The organism is Kitasatospora sp. P5_F3, assembly GCF_054049135.1.
On the sequence record NZ_JBFUMY010000017.1, the window covers coordinates 41,227 to 59,824 of the forward strand.

The following is an 18,598-nucleotide window of genomic DNA, read 5'->3' on the forward strand; positions in this document are numbered from 1 at the left end:
GCGCCCTGGTTGACTCCGGCCCATGACCGACTACGACCTGCTGGTGGTCGGCGGCACCGGCGTGGACACCATCGTCCGGCTGGACCGCCTCGAACTGCCGGACGCCGACTCCCAGTCCGTCCCACCGATCCGCGACTACGTGGCGCACACCGGCAACGGCGTGGCGCTCGGGGCGCACCTGCTCGGGCTGCGCACCCACTTCCTGGACTTCCTCGGCGAGGACCCGCAGGCCGAGCTGATCCTGGCCGAGTACCGGCGCCGGGGGCTGCCGTTCAGTCACCTGCGCTCGCCCGCCGGCACCCCGCGCTCGGTCAACCTGGTGGACGCCCAGGGCCGCCGGTTCTCGTTCTACGACGGCCGCCACCCGGCCGAACTCCGGCTGCCCGCCGAGTTCTACCGGCCGTACCTGGAGCGCAGCCGCCACGTGCACCTGTCCATCACCGGCGTGAACCGGGACATGTACGCCGACATCCGGCGGCTCGGCCTGACCAGCTCCACCGACCTGCACGACTGGGACGGCGTCAACCCGCACCACCGGCACTATGCGGTCAACTCCGACCTGGTGTTCCTGTCGGTGGCGGGCTGCCGGGGCCGGCACGAGCAGGTGATGCGGCAGATCCTCGCCGAGGGCCGGGCCACCCTGGTCTCCGCCACCGACGGCGCCAACGGCAGCTACCTGCTGACGCGGGATCAGCCGGACACCGTCCACCACCTGCCGACGGTCGACCCCGGGCGCCCGATCGTGGACAGCAACGGTGCGGGCGACGCGTACGTGACCGGCTTCCTGCACAGTTGGTTCGCCGGGCGCCCCGCACTGGACTGCGCCCGGGCGGGTGCGGTGGCCGGAGCGTACGCCTGCACGTCGGTGGGCACCCACACCGACTTCATCTCGCCCCAGCAGCTGGCCGCCGGGCTCGCCTGATCAGTCGGTGTCGTCCGGGTGCAGCGCGATGTGATCGGCCGCCAGGTCGGCTGCCACCCGGTGCTGCATGCCCAGCGCGGCCAGGAACTTGGCGGGCAGCTGGACCCGGCCGGTGCGGTCCAGCATCACGTACTCGCGCTCGCTGACCGTCTCCTGGCCGTGCTCGTCGGTCACGGTGCGGCGGAGCACCTCGCTACTGGTGCGGCCGTCCCGGATCGCCACCGTACGGCGCACCTCACCGGCCACCATCGGGTCGTGGGTGACCACCACCACGGTGGTGCCGAGTTCACGGTTGACGGTACGGAAGGCCTCGAAGATCCCGGTGGCGGTCTCCGAGTCCAGCTCGCCGGTGGGCTCGTCGGCGAGCAGCACCGCCGGTTCGTTGGCCAGCGCGACCGCGATCGCCACCCGCTGCTGCTGGCCGCCGGAGAGCTCGGCCGGGCGGCGGTGGCCCAACTCGCCGATGTCCAGCGCCTCCAGGAGCTCGGCCACCCGGGCCCGCTGCCGCTTGGCGGCCCGGTGGCCCGAGCGCAGCTCCATCGGCAGTGCGACGTTCTGAGCGGCCGTCAGGAACGGCAGCAGGTTGCGCGCGGTCTGCTGCCAGATGAAGCCGACCACCTCGCGGCGGTAGCGCAGCCGGTCCTTGGCGGTCATCGTCAGCAGGTCGCAGCCCGCCACGGTGGCCGCGCCGGCGGTCGGGGTGTCCAGACCGGCCAGCACGTTCAGCAGGGTGGACTTGCCACTGCCGGAGGCGCCGACCAGGGCCACCAGGTCGCCCTGGTCCACCGTCAGGTCGAGTCCCTGGAGCGCCTGGACCTCGATCCCGTCCGCGTTGAAGATCCGGACCAGCCGCTCGCAGCTGATCGCCAGGCCCGGCCGGACGCTCTGCGGTGCGGCGGCGGCCAGCGCCTTGCGCTGGAGCTCGGCCAGGCTCGTGGGCGGAGTGCTCATCGGGTGTCTCCCGCTCGTAGCTCGGTGGTGATCTGCCGACGGGCGGTGACGGCGGCCTCGGCCAGCACCGCGAGGGCGGCCAACAGCGCCAGCCCGAGGGTCTGTTCGACGATCGGTGCGGCGGTGAGCCGAAGCCCGGAGGGGACCTCGGCGCCGACCAGGGGGGAGAGGTCGACGGCCGGGCCGAGCAGCAGGATGCAGCCGAGCGCCGTCAGTGCCCCGCCGAGGGCGGCGAACAGTGCCTGCGGCAGTGCCTCGGCCAGGATCAGCGCCAGCCCCTGCCGGGGCCGCAGGCCCATGGTGCGCAGGCGGGCCAGCATCGCGGCCCGCTCGGGCCCGGCCCGGAACAGCGTCAGCAGGACGGAGAGCAGTGCGAACAGCGCCGTGGCGCCGACCGTGACCCAGAACAGCCGCTCGGCCGAGTTCTGCAGCGGGTCGCTGCCGAGCTCCGCGACCATCCCGGCACTGGTCCGCACCAGGTGGCCCGGCCGGGTGCCGACGGCCGGGGGCCCGAGGAACTCCTCGGCCAGCGCGCGCAGTCGGGCGTCGTCGAGGTGCCCGTCGGCCAGCCACTTGTCCGGGCCGCCGAGCCGGGGCAGCAGTTCGGCAGCCGGACCGACCGGCAGCACCACGTTGGTGGCGGCCGTCCCGCTCAGGGCCGGGGTGCCGTCGGCGATGCCGACGGTGCGGATCGGGACCGCCTCGCCGCCGCCCAGCCGGAGGGTGAAGTCGCCCTCCGGCAGGTCACTGCTGATCAGAGCGGGCAGCGGCCGGCCCGGTACGGGGGTGAGCAGGGCCGGGTCGAACCGGCCCCGCCCGGCGACCTCGGCCAGCCTGGCGTACCCGACCGGGTCGGCCAGCACCACGTTGACCCGGACCGAACCGCCGTTGCCGGTCGACATGGTGACGTCGTCCTCGGTCCAGACCGGCAGTGCCGTCTCCACCCCGGGCAGTTGGCCGGCCGCCGTGACGAAGCCCGTCGGCAGCGAGCCGTTCAGCTGGGCGCTGACCACGGCGTCGGCGCCGATGGTGTGCCGGGCCACCGTGGTCCGGTTGGCGGCGACCGAGCTCAGTACGGTGGCGCCGACCGCGCCGCAGGTCACCGCGAGCACCAGGGCGAGCAGCGGCAGCACCGAGGGCCGCGAGCGCGGGCCGCTGCCCCGGGCGGCCCTGGCCAGGCCGAGGAAGGCGATCGCGCCGGGCCGGGGCCTGGCCCAGCGGGCCAGCAGCCCGATCAGGGCGGGCTGGAGCCGGGCCAGCAGCAGTGCGCCGGTCAGTGCGAGCAGCAGTGGGGCGGCCACCAGCAGGGGGTCCACCCCTTCGCCGAGCGGGGCCACCCCGCGTCGGGCGACCTGGGTGGCGGCCGCCACCGTGGCGGCCAGCACGGCGAGTTCGGCCATCAGGCGGCGGCGTCCGGCCCGGGCCTGGCCGGCCGGGTTGCGGAGCAGCAGGGCGGTCCGGACCGGGAAGGCCAGCAGGGCGAGCAGGGTGACCGAGCCCGCCGCGACGGTGGCGGTCAGCCAGCGCGGGGTGGGCAGCAGGGTGAAGGCGAGCAGCGCGCCGAGCCCGGCGGCGGGGAGCACGGTCAGCGCCCCCTCGCCGAGCAGCCGCCGGCAGATCCCGCCGGTCCTGGCACCACGGGCCCGGAGCAGCCGCAGCTCGGCCGTCCGCCGTTCGGCGGTCAGTGCCGCCGCGAGGCAGAGCACCACGGCGGCCACACCGGCGGCGCCGGCCGGGCCGATCGCGGTGAGCGAGTCGATCGCGGACTGCCGCTTCCGGGCGGTGTCGATCAGGAGCCGCAGGTCGGTGCTGATCCGCAGGCCGGGCCGGTTGGTGCTGGTGGTCATCCGGGCGGCGATCGGTCCTGCGGTGACCGCCGCGAGGTCGAAGGAGTTCTGCCGGAGCTTGACCGCCCGCAGCGCGTCCACCTGCACCGGCAGCCGCCAAAAGTCCTCGTCCCCGTTGCCCCAGCCGGCCATCCGGGACAACGCCTCCGGGCCGGTCAGCGCGATGGTGTACCAGTACGCCTGCGGTGGCTCCCACGGGCCCATGTAGCGCAGGTTCTTGCACGCCTTGAGGGCACACCCCTCCCCGGCCCAGAACACGTCGGACGGGTCCTGGACCGTGTACAGGCCGGCCACTTGGGCCTGCTGCGGGCCCAGCCCCACGGCGCTGCCGTCGAGCACCGAGCCGAGTTTGATGCCGATGGTCTCGGCGGCGCCCGCCGCCAGCGCGATCTGGACCGGCGCCCCCTCCGTAGCGCCGCCCGGCCACTGACCGGCCGTCAGCCGGAGGTGGTCCTGTGCCCCGTGCAGGTACAGCAGGGCGAGCTCGGGCGGGAGGCCCTCCGGGCGGTCCAGCCCGGGATCCCGCAGCTCACGCGTCTTGTTGCCGCGGCGTCCGTACACCGGACCGCTCGGGTCGAGCGGGAGCACCGCGCCGACGGCGCCGGTGAGTTCGGCCAGGGTGGTGTCCAGGTTCTTCGCCGGGTCGCCGCCGCCCGAGGCCGGGCCCGAGGTGACCCGCACGCTGGTGGTGAGCGGACCGTGCGCGCCCAGGAAGCTGTGCAGCGCGTCGTTCGCACCCCGGTCCAGCGCCCGGGGGAGTGCGGCCGCCAGGAAGACCATGGCCAGTGCCAGGGTGGCGGTGAGCAGGGCGGCCAGCGGCGCGGTGCGCAGCCGAGTACGGACCCAGGGGGCCGGGGTGCTCATTTCTCCTCCACGAACCGGAGCCGGGCGGCCACGTCCCGGCGGCGTCCGCCGACCAGGAAGGCGGACAGCAGCGGCAGGGCGGCGGTCCCGGCCGCCAGGGCCAGCACCTGACCGAGCGGCAGCCCGACCAGGACCTCGGGAACCGGCGGGCGGGCCGCCGGGGTGAGCACCACCAGGGGCACCACCAGGTGGACCAGTACGGCTCCGAGCAACAGCCCGACCGCGGTGCCGATCGCGACCAGCACCACCTGCTCGGCGGCGGCGGTCCGGTTCAGCAGCCGTCGGGACGCGCCCAGCGCGAGCAGCACGGCCGACTCGCCGGCCCGCTCGCTCGCCGAGGCGGCCGAGGCGGCGGTGAAGCCGATCGCGGCCAGCACGGCGGCGGCCAGCGCCAGCGCGGCCAGCGCACTCTGCGGGGCGGCGCTCAGCGGGTCACCGACCCGGGCGGCGGTGTTCTCCTCACGGAGCGTCAGCTGCTGGGCGGTCGGTCCGGCCCGCAGGGCGGCGGCGGCCTCGGCCGGGGTGCGGTCGCCGGGGCCGGAGGCGGGCAGCCACCACTCGTTGACGGCCGGGAGGTCGGAGCCCCGGTCGCTCAGCCACCGGTCGGTGCGGGGCAGGTCGAGCAGCAGGGCGGTGGTGCCGTACACCGGCAGCGCCTCGACCGCGCCGGTGATCCGGACCGGCAGGTTGGCGTTGCCGACCTGGACCTTGATCAGGTCGCCGACCCTGGCGCCGACGGCCGTCAGGTAGGCGCGGGTGGCCAGGCCGTTGACGTCCGGGCCCGACTTGGTGCTGCCGGGGGCGAGCAGCATGCTGCGGGGGCTGGTGGACTGCGTGTAACCGACGGCCAGCACCGAGTCCGCGGCGGCGCCGCTGCGCATGTCCACCGGGGGGCCGACCTCGGCCGTCGCGGTCCAGGCGCCGACGGGCACCGGGACGGCGGTGGCAGGTCCGGTCGCGGTGTCGGAGACGGCGAGGCGACGGACCGTCAGCTCGCCGCCGCCCTCCCGCGGACCGGTGGGGTGGGTCAGCTCGAAGCCGGTCAGGGTCAGCGGCGCGGCGACCGCGCCGAGCGGTGCGGCGGTCAGCGCGCCCAGGTCCACCGAGACGGTCAGCTCGCTCCGGGGCGGCAGCTGCGGAACCAGGACGCGGTGGGACACCCCGAAGCCGTCCCGCAGCTGGAGCCAGAGGTCGGGCGAGTGCAACGGCTCCGGCGCTGCGCCGGGGAAGTACCTGGCCCAGTCCCCGATGGGGGCGTCGGCGACCTGGACCGCCACGGTCAGGTCGATCCGGGCCGGCTTCCCGGGCAGCCGGAGCCCGGCCGGCTGCGGCTCGGACAGCGGCGCGAACAGCTCCCCGGCCGACCGGTCGTCGAACAGGTCGGGCCTGACGGCCAGTTCGCCGGCCGCGCGGGCGGTGTCGGTCAGCAGCACCCGGCCCGGCAGGTCGCCCGGCAGGGACTGGTCGATCCGGGCCACCGGCAGCAGCCGGTCGCCGCCGGGCAGGGCCGCGTACCGGCCGCCCTGGCCCAGCGTGGGCAGCGCCGAGCCCCAGATCCGCAGACCGCCCGCCGTGGCGAAGTCGGCCTGGTCGTGCTGCGAGTCGCGCCAGGCGGCGTGCTGGCCGAGGGCGAGCACGCCGGTGGCGACCGCCAGCACCAGCAGCAGCACCGGGCCGTTCGCCCGGCCCGGGCGGCGGGCCAGCTGCCAGCCGCCCAGCGCCGGGCCGAGGCCACGGCCCCGGGCGGCCAGCCGGGCCCCGAGCCGGGCGGCGAACGGGAGCAGCCGGAGCACCAGCAGGGTCCCGGCGCAGAGTGCCAGGGTGGGCGCCGCGACCAGCACCGGGTCGATGCCCAACTGCCCGTCGGCGTCCACCGAGAGGCCGCCGGTGCGGGCACCGAGCTGCTGGTACGCGACCACGGCCAGGGCGAGCAGCGCCAGGTCGGCGCCGGAGCGGGCGACGGTGCTGACCACGGCCTGCCGGCGGGACACCACCCGGCCGCCGTCGCCCCGGAGCACGGTGGGCAGCGCGGTGAGCGCGACACAGACCAGCGCGCAGGCCCCGGCCACCGGCCAGCGGACGGCGGTGTCGGCATGGTCCAGTGGCATCCCGGTCAGCGGGCCGTAGCTGGTCAGCAGCCGCAGCAGCGGCCCGGTCAGCAGCGGGGCGAGCAGGGCGGCGGGCAGCGCGAGCAGCAGCGCCTCGACGGCCGTCCAGGCCGCCAGCCTGCGCCGGGTCGCGCCGCGCGCGGTGAGCAGGGCGTTCTCCCGGACCTGACGCTCCGACACCAGGTGCACCACCAGCAGCAGGGCAGCCCCGGCCAGTACCGCCAGCTGGAGCGCCCCGATCAGCAGGGTGGACTTGGTGACCAGCGTCGCCGAGTGCAACTCGGCCAGCAGGGCGGGCAGTTCGGTCTGCACCTGGGTGCCGGGGAGGTGCTGCTTGAGCAGATCGGGCAACTGGGCGGCCCTGGCCCTGAGTTGCTCGACCCGTTCCGGGTCGGCGGTGGTGAAGTCGGCGGTCAGCAGCGAGCCCCGGCTGCCCTGCGTCAGCAGGCCGGACCTGAACACACCGTCGTCGACCAGCATCGGCCCGTACGTGGTGAAGCCCATGACCTGGATCTCGCGGCCACCGAGCGGGTCCAGCCGCCAGTAGGGCGCATCGCGGTCGGCGGCCTGGTAGACCCCGGTGACCCTGATGGTGAGCGGGGCGCCGCCGTACCGGTCGGACAGGGTGACCTGGGCGGGCAGTGCGGCTTCGGTCAGGCCGAGCCGGGAGAGCGTGCTCTGCGGGACGGCGGTCTGGACGGTTCCGTCGGCGGCCGGCCACTGACCGGCCGTCAACCGCAGCCGGCTCCGGTCCAGTGCGGCCAGCACGGTCAGATCCACCTCGCGGCTGGGGCCCGGCGCACCCGGCAGTCCGTACGAGCGGCTGCGGGCGAGACTCTGCACGGTGACCGGCAGCCCGTCGAAGAGCTCCGCGCCGAAGGCGGTGACCCCGGCGTCGTCCACGGCCCTGGTGTCCAGCGCGTGGTCGGCACTCAGCAGCACGCCGACCCTGGAGCCGCCGTCCAGATTTCGCCGTAGACCGGCCTCGGCGACGGTGCGGTTGAACGCCACCAGCGTGGTCAGCACGGTCGTGGTGATCAGTACGGTGAACAGCACCGCAGCTGCGAGTGGCAGCCGACCGCGCAGCCGACGCAGGACAAAGCCGAGCATGTGTCTTCCCCCCGTTCCGGCCGCCCTGTACCGGATAGCGGACGACTCTGTCAGATTCGAACAGCAAGTGGAAGGGCCTTGCGCGAACCATGTCCGAGCTGCGCAGAATCGAGCATCTTCACACCGGATCGTCCACGGGGGACAGCACTGATGACGGACACTCAATCGCCGATGGTCGTGGTCGAGGATCTTCGCCGCAGCTTCGGTACCGAACCGCGTACGGTGCACGCGCTGCGCGGGGTCTCCTTCACCGCCGCGAGGGGTGAACTCACCGCGCTCAAGGGCCGGTCGGGCTCCGGCAAGACCACCCTGCTCAACCTGGTCGGCGGCCTGGACGCCCCCACCAGTGGCCGGATCTCGCTGGACGGCAACGACCTCTCCGCGCTCGACGAGGCAGGCCGGCTCGCGCTGCGCCGGGACCGGATCGGCTTCGTCTTCCAGTCCTTCGGCCTGCTGCCGGTGCTCACCGCCGCTGAGAACGTCGGCGTCCCGATGCGGCTGCGCAAGCTCCCCGCCGCCGAACGCGAGGAGCGGGTCCGCACCCTGCTCGCCCTGGTCGGCCTGGCCGACCACGCCGAGCAGCGGCCCGCCGAACTCTCCGGCGGCCAGCAGCAGCGGGTCGCGATCGCCCGCGCGCTGGCCAACGACCCCGCGCTGATCATCGCCGACGAACCCACCGGACAGCTCGACTCCGAGACCGGCCTCGCCGTGATGGAACTGCTCCGCGCCGTGGTGCACTCCCAGGGCGTCACCGCCCTGGTCGCCACCCACGACCCGACCCTGATGGCCCAGGCCGACCGGGTGGTCTCGCTGCACGACGGTCGGATCGTGGAGGCGGACTGACCCGCCGTCGGCAGGCGGTCCGACGGGGCGTCAGCCGGGCAAACTCCCCGGAACTCTCACCGCACTCCCAGCGAAAGCTCACCCGATCTCCAGCTGGGCGGCCCATAGTCGTACCGAACCGTACGGGGTGACCGCGACGTTGGGAGCACCTGCATGACCACCGCGCACCGACTCGCGATCGTGACCGTGATCGCCGCCCTGGTGGCCGTCTCGCCGGTCGCCGCCCGGCCCACCGCTCCGGCCTCGGCCGAGACGGCCGGGCCGACTGCCGTCCCCGCCGCCGTCCCCCCGGTGGCCGAGAGCGTGGTCGCCGCTGCCCCCACGGCCGATCCGACCCCCTCGGTCACCGCCCCACCCGCTGCCCCGGTGCCCGTGGACGCCCCGGACGAACCCGGCCCGACCGCCGTCGCCTCCCCCTCGGCCACCGCGTCGGCCGCCGCCCCGTCCGCCACCAGGAAGACCCCGACCGCCACCGCCACCGCGCCCTCCGTCCCGACCCCGTTGCCCGCGCCTTCCCCGTCGGCGTCCCCCTCGTCCGGTCCCGGCACCACCGCCACCGCCCCGGTGAGCACCGAATCCGCCCGGGTCGGCGCCCTGTTCTCCGACGGCCACCACTTCTGCACGGCGAGCGTCGTGGCCAGCCCGAGCGGCACCTTCGTCCTCACCGCCGCGCACTGCCTGTCCACCGCGAGCGGTGTCACCTTCGCCCCCGGCTATCGCAACGGGACCCGCCCGTACGGGACTTGGCAGGTCACCGCCGTCCACACCACCGAGGGCTGGCAGCAGGACCAGGACCCGGACGAGGACTACGCCCTGTTGGAGATCGCCCCCGACACCACCGGCCGCACCGTCCAGGCGGTCGTCGGCGGCAACCCGATCGCCTACAACACCTCCCTCACCACCACCGCCCGCCTGTACGGCTACCCCAGCCGCAGCGACGCCCCCATCGTCTGTACCAACGCCACCACCGCCCAGTCGGCCCACCAACGCCGGATCGCCTGCCCCGACTTCCCCGGTGGCACCAGCGGTGGCCCCTTCATCGAAGCCGCCACCGGCCGCGTCATCGGCGTGATCGGCGGCTTCGAGGAGGGCGGCGCCACCGAGGACATCTCCTACGGCGCCCACTTCGACGACACCCTGGCCGCCCTCTTCACGGACGTGACCACCGGCTGACCACCCGGCCCCGCACGCGACCGCACCGCCTCGGCCGCCCCGCCTCGACCGCACCCCGGACATGACGAAGGCCCAAGCTGACCAGTGGTCAACTTGGGCCTCTTCAGCACCTCTTGCGAAGTGCCCCCGGCAGGATTCGAACCTGCGCACCCGCCTCCGGAGGGCGGTGCTCTATCCCCTGAGCTACGGGGGCCTGCATGGTGTCCCGTGGTGGCGACGTGGAGAACATTACCAGGCCGGGGGAGTGGTCCGTGCACGGGTTTCGGGGGTGGGTCGGGCCGGTGCGAACGGAAGTGGGGAAAGGCCGGACGGGTGGGCGGGAGCGCGGCTACCCTCGGTGAGGTGTCCGGAGCGCCCGGGCGGGTCCTCGTGGTGGACGACAGCGAGGTGATCCGCCAGCTGATCAGAGTCAACCTGGAGCTCGAGGGCTTCGAGGTGGTGACGGCTGCCGACGGCGCGGAGTGCCTGGAGGTGGTCCGCCGGGTGGCTCCTGACGTGGTGACACTCGACGTGATGATGCCGAGGCTGGACGGCCTGCGGACGGCGGCCCGATTGCGGGCGGCCCCGGCGACCAGGCGGCTACCGATCGCGATCGTGAGCGCGTGTGCGCCGGCCGAGCTGCGGCAGGGCGAGTCGGTCGGGGTGGACGGGTACCTCGGGAAGCCGTTCGACCCGGCGGAGTTGGTGGCGCTGGTCCGGCGGCTGATGCTGCTGAGCGGACGGGACGCCCCGCGGCAGCGCTTCGCCTACGGATTCGGCAGCGGGTTCGGCTCCGGGTTCGGTGGGGGGTTCGGCGGCGGGTTCAGTGGCGGCTTCGGTTCGGAGCTGGGGGAGAGCGGCTGACGTTCGCCCAGAGCGAACATCGACACCGGAAAGCCGCGGCACGCCCGTCTCAACGGGTAAACCAGGTGCGGCCGTGTACCGCCTCTCGCCTAGGCTGGGGCCCGTGACACCCGCAGAGCTTTCCCAGGCAGTCCAGGCCGCAGTGAGCGCCGCCGTAGAGGCGGGCGAGCTGACCGTCGCCGTGCCCGAGCACGTGACGATCGAGCGGCCCAAGAACAGGGACCACGGCGACTACGCCACCAACGTGGCCCTCCAGCTCGCGAAGGCGGCCGGCAAGCCGCCGCGAGCCGTCGCGGAGAGCCTGGCCGCCCGCCTGCGAGAGATCGCCGGTGTCAGCAAGGTCGACATCGCCGGCCCCGGCTTCCTGAACATCACGCTGGACGCCGCCACCCAGGGTGAGCTGGCCCGCACCATCGTCGAGGCCGGCCCGGCGTACGGCCGGAACGAGGCGCTCAAGGGTCTGAAGATCAACCTTGAGTTCGTCTCCGCCAACCCGACCGGACCGATCCACATCGGCGGCGTCCGCTGGGCGGCCGTCGGTGACTCGCTGGCCCGGGTGCTCCGGGCCACCGGCGCCGAGGTCACCACCGAGTACTACCTGAACGACGCCGGCGTGCAGATCGGCAAGTTCGCCGCCTCCCTGCAGGCCGCCGCGAACGGCCGGCCCGCGCCCGCCGACGGATACGTGGGCGAGTACATCGTCGACATCGCCAAGGCGCTGGTGGCCGGCGTCCCGGGCGTGCTCGACCTGCCCGAGGCCGAGCAGCTGGAGGTCTTCCGGGTCGAGGGCCTCAAGCTGATGGTCGCCGAGATCAAGCGCTCGATGGACGAGTTCGGCACCCACTTCGACGTCTGGTTCTCGGAGAAGTCGCTGCACGACTCCGGCGCCGTCGAGAAGGCGATCGGGCGGCTGCGCGAGCAGGGCCACGTCTTCGACCAGGAGGGTGCGATCTGGCTGCGCACCACCGACTTCGGCGACGACAAGGACCGGGTGCTGGTCAAGGCCGACGGCGAGACCACCTACTTCGCCGCCGACGCCGCGTACTACCTGAGCAAGCGGGACCGGGGCAGCGAGGTCTCGGTCTACATGCTCGGCGCGGACCACCACGGCTACGTCAACCGGCTGAAGGCCATCTCGGCCTGCGCGGGCGACGACATGGACCGCAACATCGAGGTCAAGATCGGCCAGTTCGTCAAGATGGTCCGGGATGGTGAGGAGGTCCGGATGTCGAAGCGGGCCGGCAACATCATCACCATCGACGACGTGATCGACTGGATCGGCGTGGACGCAGCCCGGTACACCCTGGCCCGCTCGTCCACCGACTCCACCATCACGCTCGACATCAACCTGCTGACCCGCCAGGCCAACGAGAACCCGGTCTTTTACGTGCAGTACGCGCACACCCGGATGTGCGGCGTGCAGCGCAAGGCGGCCGAGCGGGGCATCACCAAGTCCGCCGACTTCAAGCCGGAGCTGCTCAGCACCGAGTGGGAGTCCACCCTGCTCGGCCAGCTCGGCGAGTTCCCCCGGGTGCTGGCCAAGGCCGGCGAGCACCGCGAGCCGCACCACGTGGCCCGCTATCTGGAGGATCTGGCCGGCGACTACCACCGGTTCTACGACCACTGCCAGATCCTGCCCAAGGGCGACGAGCCGGTCACCGACCTGACGCACGCCCGGCTCTGGCTGGCCGACGCCACGCGCACGGTCATCGCCAACGGGCTCACGCTGCTGGGCGTATCCACGCCCGAGCGGATGTAGTCGCCAACCCCCAAGCGCCCCGGGGGCGGTGACGGTCCGTCAGGACACGTCACCGCTACCTGGCCCCGCCGAGCGACCTGAACGCGCTCGACCCCAAGGTCTGGTCCCGTACGGTCGCCCGCGACGCCGACGGCGTGGCCACCGTCGGCGGCATCGACGTCAAGACGCTGGCCGCCGAGTACGGCACCCCGGCGTACGTGATGGACGAGGCCGACTTCCGGGCCCGGGCCCGGGCCTGGCGGGACGCCTTCGGCGAAGGCGCGGACGTCTACTACGCGGGCAAGGCGTTCCTCTCCAAGGCGATCGTCCGCTGGCTGCACGAGGAGGGGCTCAACCTCGACGTGTGCAGCGCGGGCGAGCTGGCCGTCGCGCTGGCCGCCGGGATGCCGGGGGAGCGGATCGCGCTGCACGGCAACAACAAGTCGCCGGACGAGCTGGAGCAGGCGGTCAAGGCGGGCGTCGGGCACGTCGTGGTCGACTCCTACCAGGAGATCGACCGGCTGGCCGCGATCGCGGCCGCCCAGGGGGTCCGGCAGCCGGTGCTGATCCGGGTGACGGTCGGCGTCGAGGCGCACACCCACGAGTTCATCGCCACCGCGCACGAGGACCAGAAGTTCGGCCTGTCGCTGAGCGGCGGCCGGGCGGCCGAGGCGGTCCGCCGCACCCTCGCGCACCCGAGCCTCGAACTGCGCGGCATCCACTCGCACATCGGCTCGCAGATCTTCGACACGGCAGGCTTCGAGGTGGCCGCCCGCCGGGTGGTCGGGCTGCTGGTGCAGGTCAGGGACGAGCACGGGGTCGAGCTGCCGGAGATCGACCTCGGCGGCGGCCTGGGCATCGCGTACACCAGCGAGGACGACCCGCGCGAGCCCGCCGAGATCGCCGCCTCGCTGGCCGAGATCGTCCGCCGGGAGTGCGCCGCAGCCAGTCTGAACGCACCGCGCCTGAGCGTCGAGCCCGGCCGGGCGATCGTCGGCCCGACCGCGTTCACGCTGTACGAGGTCGGTACGATCAAGCCGCTCGACGGCCTGCGCACCTATGTCAGCGTCGACGGCGGTATGTCGGACAACATCCGCACCGCGCTCTACGACGCCGAGTACTCCGTCGCCCTCGTCTCGCGCACCAGCGAGGCCGAGCCGATGCTGGTCCGGGTGGTCGGCAAGCACTGCGAGTCCGGCGACATCGTGGTCCGGGACGCCTTCCTGCCCGCCGACCTGACGCCGGGTGACCTGATCGCGGTCCCGGCCACCGGCGCGTACTGCCGCTCGATGGCGAGCAACTACAACCACGCCCTCAAGCCTCCCGTGCTCGCCGTCCTGGACGGTGCGGCCCGGGTGATCGTCCGCCGTGAGACGGAGCAGGATCTCCTGCGCCTCGATCTCGGATGAGGAAATTCTCGTCTCAGATGATGGACCAGCCATAGATTCGTGCGGCTGGTCCCGGAGACTGGTACAGACCGAATACCCTGCGGGCGGCGAATACCGCTGACCAATCAGCCCGCGGAAAACCCGAGAAAGCAGAGCGGAGTCGGATGATGCGTACGCGCCCGCTGAAGGTGGCGTTGCTGGGCTGTGGTGTGGTGGGCTCCGAGGTGGCGCGCATCATGACGACGGACGCCGCCGACCTCGCCGCGCGGATCGGCGCTCCGGTCGAGCTCGTCGGCGTCGCGGTCCGCCGGGCCGGCCGGGCCCGCGCCGGAGTCCCCGAGCACCTGATCACCACCGACGCCGAGGCGCTGGTGAACCGCGGTGACATCGACGTGGTGATCGAGGTCGTCGGCGGTATCGAGCCGTCCAAACACCTCATCCTGAGCGCCTTCGCGAACGGCGCCTCGGTGGTCTCCGCCAACAAGGCGCTGCTGGCCAAGGACGGTGCCGAGCTGCACGCCGCCGCCGCCAAGGCGGGCGTGGACCTGTACTACGAGGCCGCCGTCGCCGGTGCCATCCCGCTGCTCCGCCCGCTCCGCGAGTCGCTCGCCGGGGACAAGGTGAACCGGGTGCTCGGCATCGTCAACGGCACCACCAACTTCATCATGGACAAGATGGACTCCACCGGCGCCGGGTACTCCGAGGCGCTCGAGGAGGCCACCGCGCTCGGCTACGCCGAGGCCGACCCGACCGCCGACGTGGAGGGCTTCGACGCCGCCGCCAAGGCCGCCATCCTGGCCGGGATCGCCTTCCACACCAAGGTCACCGCCGCGGACGTCTACCGCGAGGGCATCACCGAGGTGACCGCCGCCGACATCGCCTCCGCCAAGGAGATGGGCTGCGTGGTCAAGCTGCTGGCGATCTGCGAGCGGGCGGCCGACGGCGAGTCGGTCACCGCCAGGGTGCACCCCGCGATGCTGCCGCTGAGCCACCCGCTGGCCTCGGTCCGCGAGGCGTACAACGCGGTCTTCGTGGAGGCCGAGGCGGCCGGCCGGCTGATGTTCTACGGCCCCGGCGCCGGTGGCGCGCCGACCGCCTCCGCGGTGCTCGGCGACCTGGTCGCGGTCTGCCGCAACAAGGTCAACGGCACCACCGGGCCCGGCGACTCGGTGTACACCCAGCTCCCGGCCAAGCCGATGGACCAGGTGATCACCCGGTACCACGTCAGCCTGGACGTGGACGACCGCGCGGGCGTGCTGGCCCAGGTGGCCTCCGTCTTCGCCGAGCACGGCGTGTCCATCGACACCGTGCGCCAGCAGGGCCGCGACGGCGACGCCTCGCTCGTCGTGGTCACCCACCGCGCCACCGACGCCGCCCTGTCGGCGACGGTCGACAAGCTCCGTGCGCTGGACAGCGTGCGGGACGTGGCCAGCATCATGCGGGTTGAAGGGGAGTAGGAAGCACCATGAACGCCGTCATCCAGAGCGGTCGTACCCACCAGTGGCGCGGCCTCATCGAGGAGTACCGCGACCGGCTGCCGGTCTCCGCCGCCACCCCCGTGGTCTCCCTGCTCGAGGGCGGCACGCCGCTCGTCCCCGCCCAGGTGCTCTCCGAGCGCACCGGCTGTGAGGTCTACCTCAAGGTCGAGGGCGCCAACCCGACCGGGTCCTTCAAGGACCGCGGTATGACGATGGCGATCTCCAAGGCCAAGGAGGACGGCGCCCAGGCCGTCATCTGCGCCTCCACCGGCAACACCTCGGCCTCCGCCGCCGCGTACGCGGTGCGCGCGGGCATGGTCTGCGCCGTGCTGGTGCCGCAGGGCAAGATCGCGCTCGGCAAGATGGGCCAGGCGCTGGTGCACGGCGCGAAGATCCTCCAGGTGGACGGGAACTTCGACGACTGCCTCACCCTTGCGCGTGAACTCTCCGAGAAGTACCCGGTGGCGCTGGTCAACTCGGTGAACCCGGTCCGGATCGAGGGCCAGAAGACCGCCGCCTTCGAGATCGTCGACATGCTCGGCGACGCCCCCGACATCCACGTCCTCCCGGTCGGCAACGCGGGCAACATCACCGCCTACTGGAGGGGCTACACCGAGTACGCCAAGGACGGTCTGGCCGACCGCACCCCGCGGATGTGGGGCTTCCAGGCGTCCGGCTCGGCCCCGATCGTGGACGGCGCCCCGGTGCTCAACCCGCAGACCATCGCCACCGCGATCCGGATCGGCAACCCGGCCTCCTGGGACTACGCGCTCGCCGCGCGGGACGAGTCGGGCGGCCTGATCGACAAGGTGACGGACCGTCAGATCCTGTCCGCCTACCGCCTGCTGGCCGCGCAGGAGGGTGTCTTCGTGGAGCCCGCCTCGGCCGCCTCGGTGGCCGGCCTGCTGGCCAAGGCGGAGGCCGGCCTGGTCGACCCGGGCCAGCGGATCGTCTGCACCGTGACCGGCAACGGCCTCAAGGACCCGGACTGGGCGGTGGCCGGTGCGCCGCAGCCGCAGATCGTGCCGATCGACCCGGAGGCGGCCGCCCGCCGGCTCGGGCTGCTGGACTGACGAGCTGTCAACAAGCGGGCCGACTCTTTCGGGGGTCGGCCCGCCGTGTTTGCCGGGGCACTCATTTCTGCCCGACTTGTCGCCGACCGCGCCGACTTCCGGGCGGAATCGGTGCCCGCTTTCGCGCAATTTCCGGCCAGATCCGGCAACACGGCAGATCGGAGGGGTGCTGGGTGTACCGCTGTGGAACCTCTCTTCGATAGTCTGGTCAGCAGTGGGCCGCGCCGTGCGCCGCGCCCGCCCCGCCGGGGAGCTGTCGCGAAAACCCCGCACACGTACCACCGCAGGCCCGACCCCAACCGGGCCGTCACCTCCCAGGAGAGTCCCACCACCATGGCTGGTCCCGCGTTCCGTGCTGCCGCCGTCCGGGTCCGGGTCCCCGCGACCAGTGCCAACCTCGGCCCCGGCTTCGACGCCTTCGGACTCGCCCTGGGCCTGTACGACGACGTGGTGGTCCGGGTCGCCGACTCCGGTCTCTCGGTGGACATCGCCGGTGAGGGTGCGGCCACTCTGCCGCGCGACGAACGGCACCTGATGATCCGTTCGATGCGGGCCGCCTTCGACCGCCTCGGCGGTCAGCCGCGCGGCCTGGAGGTGGTCTGCGCCAACCGGATACCGCACGGCCGGGGCCTGGGCTCCTCCTCCGCCGCGATCTGCGCCGGCATCGTCGCTGCCCGCGCCGTCACCATCGGCGGCCCGAGCGCGCTGGACGACGCCGCCTTGCTGGCCCTCGCCTCCGAGCTGGAGGGCCACCCCGACAACGTCGCCGCCTGTCTGCGCGGCGGGTTCACCATCGCCTGGACGGACGAGGACTCCGCCAAGGCGGTCCGGCTCGAGCCGTCCGAGCTGGTCGTCCCGGTGGTCTTCATCCCGTCCACCGAGGTGCTCACCGAGACCGCCCGGGGCCTGTTGCCGAAGACCGTCCCGCTCTCCGACGCCGCCGTCAACGCCGGCCGGGCCGCCCTGCTGGTCGAGGCCCTGACGAACCGTCCGGAACTGCTGCTGGCCGCCACCGAGGACCGGCTGCACCAGGACTACCGGGCCTCCGCGATGCCCGAGAGTGCCGGTCTGGTGGGCGCCCTGCGGGCCGAGGGCATCCCGGCCGTCATCTCCGGCGCGGGCCCCACCGTGCTCGCCCTCGCGGACGAGGCGAACGCCGAGAAACTGCTCACCTTCGCAGGTGACGGCTTTGCCGCGCACCGACTCCGGCTCGACGGCGCCGGCGCCTCGGTGCTGCCGCTGGACGGCTGACCAAGACGGTCACACGGACACGATTGACGAGAACGGGGCCGGGGAATGTCTCAGGGGGTCGGTAGTGTTAACCTCAATGCTGCACCAGGTGCCCTCCGGGGTTCGGTGCGCCACGTCCCGATCCCGAGCCTCCGCTGTTGCGGCCAGTCCGCACGAGTGGGGCCGTGGACGAGCGGGACCACGATTCTCCGGGAGCCCTCCGCAGCGCGTACGCAGCCTGCCTGCGCAAAGGCGGCCGTTTCCCGAAGCCGTGACGGCACCTGACTCCCTCCCGCGGCCTCTCAACTAGAGGCACGCCCGGATGGGGCCCGGCCACCGTCACGCGACGGGGGCCCGGGTATCGCAGGCAGCGGGGTCGGCACGAGACCGATCCGCGCCACTCCGCACCACCGTGCACATCTCAGCTCTTCCCCGACTGGCAGCGCCATTCGGGGGATCACCGCCTCGGACCGACGCAGTCAAGCGTTGGTCAGGACAGCACAACCGGTCGCCGAGCCAGACAGGCCGACGTCCGCTCCAGGGAAGGACCCTTAGTGAGCGACTCCACCGATCTGATGGGCGCGCGCCCCGACGCCGACGCGTCAGACACCGCCGCCCCGGCGGCTCCGGCCAAGCGCCGCCGTACCGCTGCCGCGGGCCTTGACGGCCTGGTCCTGGCCGAGCTGCAGAAGCTCGCCTCGACCCTCGGGATCAGCGGTACCGGACGCCTTCGCAAGAGCCAGCTGATTGACGCCATCAAGGAGAAGAGCGGCGGTGACCCGCTGCTGGCCGGCGCCGCCGCCCCGGCCGCTCCCGCCAAGCGGGCCACCAAGGCCGCGGCTCCGGCCGCCGCCGAGGCCCCTGCGGCCGAGGCCCCCGTGGCCGAGGACCTGGGCGATGTAGCGGCTCCGCCGCGGGCGGCCCGTCGGACCAAGGCCGCCGCCGCTGCGGCCGCCCCGGCCGCCGAGCCGCAGGCCCAGATCGAGATCCCGGTCCAGGCTGCCGCCGAGACCGCCGCCCCGGCCCGTGC

At 73.4% G+C, this 18,598-nt stretch carries 12 protein-coding genes, 1 tRNA gene and 1 pseudogene; 10 read left to right on the forward strand and 4 right to left on the reverse strand.

What is annotated here, in order from left to right; translation table 11 throughout:
- Positions 1–22 precede the first annotated feature (22 nt).
- Complete coding sequence (locus ACXJMZ_RS13975) at positions 23–922, forward strand: carbohydrate kinase family protein (RefSeq protein WP_457030344.1); 900 nt, start codon at positions 23–25, stop codon at positions 920–922.
- Here the strand turns inward: ACXJMZ_RS13975 and ACXJMZ_RS13980 are convergent, their stop codons facing one another.
- The 3 genes from ACXJMZ_RS13980 to ACXJMZ_RS13990 are packed head-to-tail and all read right to left on the reverse strand — an operon-like array spanning position 923 to position 7,802.
- Positions 923–1,873: an ABC transporter ATP-binding protein gene (locus ACXJMZ_RS13980; protein WP_457030345.1), complete on the reverse strand. Its 951-nt coding sequence runs from the start codon at positions 1,871–1,873 to the stop codon at positions 923–925. It lies immediately after the preceding gene.
- Positions 1,870–4,584, reverse strand: coding sequence for a hypothetical protein (locus ACXJMZ_RS13985; RefSeq protein ID WP_457030346.1), 2,715 nt, complete (start codon positions 4,582–4,584; stop codon positions 1,870–1,872). The genes ACXJMZ_RS13980 and ACXJMZ_RS13985 overlap by 4 nt, the downstream gene beginning before the upstream one ends.
- The gene (locus ACXJMZ_RS13990; protein WP_457030347.1) at positions 4,581–7,802 is read right to left on the reverse strand and encodes an FtsX-like permease family protein; all 3,222 of its coding nucleotides are present in this window, start codon (positions 7,800–7,802) and stop codon (positions 4,581–4,583) included. The genes ACXJMZ_RS13985 and ACXJMZ_RS13990 overlap by 4 nt, the downstream gene beginning before the upstream one ends.
- Positions 7,803–7,952: 150 nt before the next feature.
- Between ACXJMZ_RS13990 and ACXJMZ_RS13995 the strand changes: the two genes are divergently transcribed.
- Together ACXJMZ_RS13995 and ACXJMZ_RS14000 are read left to right on the forward strand one after the other, a co-directional pair.
- Positions 7,953–8,645: an ABC transporter ATP-binding protein gene (locus ACXJMZ_RS13995; protein WP_457030348.1), complete on the forward strand. Its 693-nt coding sequence runs from the start codon at positions 7,953–7,955 to the stop codon at positions 8,643–8,645.
- Positions 8,646–8,798: 153 nt separating this feature from the next.
- On the forward strand, positions 8,799–9,818 hold the full coding sequence (locus tag ACXJMZ_RS14000; protein ID WP_457030349.1) for a trypsin-like serine protease: 1,020 nt from the start codon (positions 8,799–8,801) through the stop codon (positions 9,816–9,818).
- Positions 9,819–9,939: 121 nt separating this feature from the next.
- Here the strand turns inward: ACXJMZ_RS14000 and ACXJMZ_RS14005 are convergent.
- Positions 9,940–10,011 (reverse strand) — tRNA-Arg (locus ACXJMZ_RS14005).
- Positions 10,012–10,160: 149 nt separating this feature from the next.
- Here ACXJMZ_RS14005 and ACXJMZ_RS14010 point away from each other — a divergent pair.
- The 7 genes and pseudogenes from ACXJMZ_RS14010 to ACXJMZ_RS14040 form a co-directional block, all read left to right on the forward strand.
- The gene (locus ACXJMZ_RS14010; RefSeq protein WP_457030350.1) at positions 10,161–10,661 is read left to right on the forward strand and encodes a response regulator; all 501 of its coding nucleotides are present in this window, start codon (positions 10,161–10,163) and stop codon (positions 10,659–10,661) included.
- A 103-nt stretch (positions 10,662–10,764) separates the two neighbouring features.
- Positions 10,765–12,420, forward strand: coding sequence for an arginine--tRNA ligase (gene argS, locus ACXJMZ_RS14015; RefSeq protein WP_457030351.1), 1,656 nt, complete (start codon positions 10,765–10,767; stop codon positions 12,418–12,420).
- Positions 12,421–12,476: 56 nt separating this feature from the next.
- Positions 12,477–13,808: pseudogene (gene lysA / locus ACXJMZ_RS14020) on the forward strand (diaminopimelate decarboxylase); the annotation flags it as partial.
- A 143-nt stretch (positions 13,809–13,951) separates the two neighbouring features.
- Complete coding sequence (locus ACXJMZ_RS14025; protein WP_057226887.1) at positions 13,952–15,244, forward strand: homoserine dehydrogenase; 1,293 nt, start codon at positions 13,952–13,954, stop codon at positions 15,242–15,244.
- A gap of 8 nt (positions 15,245–15,252) precedes the next feature.
- Positions 15,253–16,338, forward strand: coding sequence for a threonine synthase (gene thrC / locus ACXJMZ_RS14030; RefSeq protein WP_457030352.1), 1,086 nt, complete (start codon positions 15,253–15,255; stop codon positions 16,336–16,338).
- A 333-nt stretch (positions 16,339–16,671) separates the two neighbouring features.
- The gene (gene thrB, locus ACXJMZ_RS14035) at positions 16,672–17,589 is read left to right on the forward strand and encodes a homoserine kinase (RefSeq protein WP_457030353.1); all 918 of its coding nucleotides are present in this window, start codon (positions 16,672–16,674) and stop codon (positions 17,587–17,589) included.
- A gap of 533 nt (positions 17,590–18,122) precedes the next feature.
- Positions 18,123–18,598 (forward strand): Rho termination factor N-terminal domain-containing protein (locus tag ACXJMZ_RS14040; RefSeq protein WP_457030354.1); only part of this gene is annotated, 476 nt, incomplete at its 3' end.

Excerpts from the sequence above, each read along its gene's own strand:
- ACXJMZ_RS13975 (WP_457030344.1), top strand. The coding sequence starts at position 23 with ATGACCGACTACGACCTGCTGGTGGTCGGCGGCACCGGCGTGGACACC.
- ACXJMZ_RS13980 (WP_457030345.1), bottom strand. The coding sequence starts at position 1,873 with ATGAGCACTCCGCCCACGAGCCTGGCCGAGCTCCAGCGCAAGGCGCTG.
- ACXJMZ_RS13985 (WP_457030346.1), bottom strand. The coding sequence starts at position 4,584 with ATGAGCACCCCGGCCCCCTGGGTCCGTACTCGGCTGCGCACCGCGCCG.
- ACXJMZ_RS13990 (WP_457030347.1), bottom strand. The coding sequence starts at position 7,802 with ATGCTCGGCTTTGTCCTGCGTCGGCTGCGCGGTCGGCTGCCACTCGCA.
- ACXJMZ_RS13995 (WP_457030348.1), top strand. The coding sequence starts at position 7,953 with ATGACGGACACTCAATCGCCGATGGTCGTGGTCGAGGATCTTCGCCGC.
- ACXJMZ_RS14000 (WP_457030349.1), top strand. The coding sequence starts at position 8,799 with ATGACCACCGCGCACCGACTCGCGATCGTGACCGTGATCGCCGCCCTG.
- ACXJMZ_RS14025 (WP_057226887.1), top strand. The coding sequence starts at position 13,952 with ATGATGCGTACGCGCCCGCTGAAGGTGGCGTTGCTGGGCTGTGGTGTG.
- thrC (WP_457030352.1), top strand. The coding sequence starts at position 15,253 with ATGAACGCCGTCATCCAGAGCGGTCGTACCCACCAGTGGCGCGGCCTC.
- thrB (WP_457030353.1), top strand. The coding sequence starts at position 16,672 with ATGGCTGGTCCCGCGTTCCGTGCTGCCGCCGTCCGGGTCCGGGTCCCC.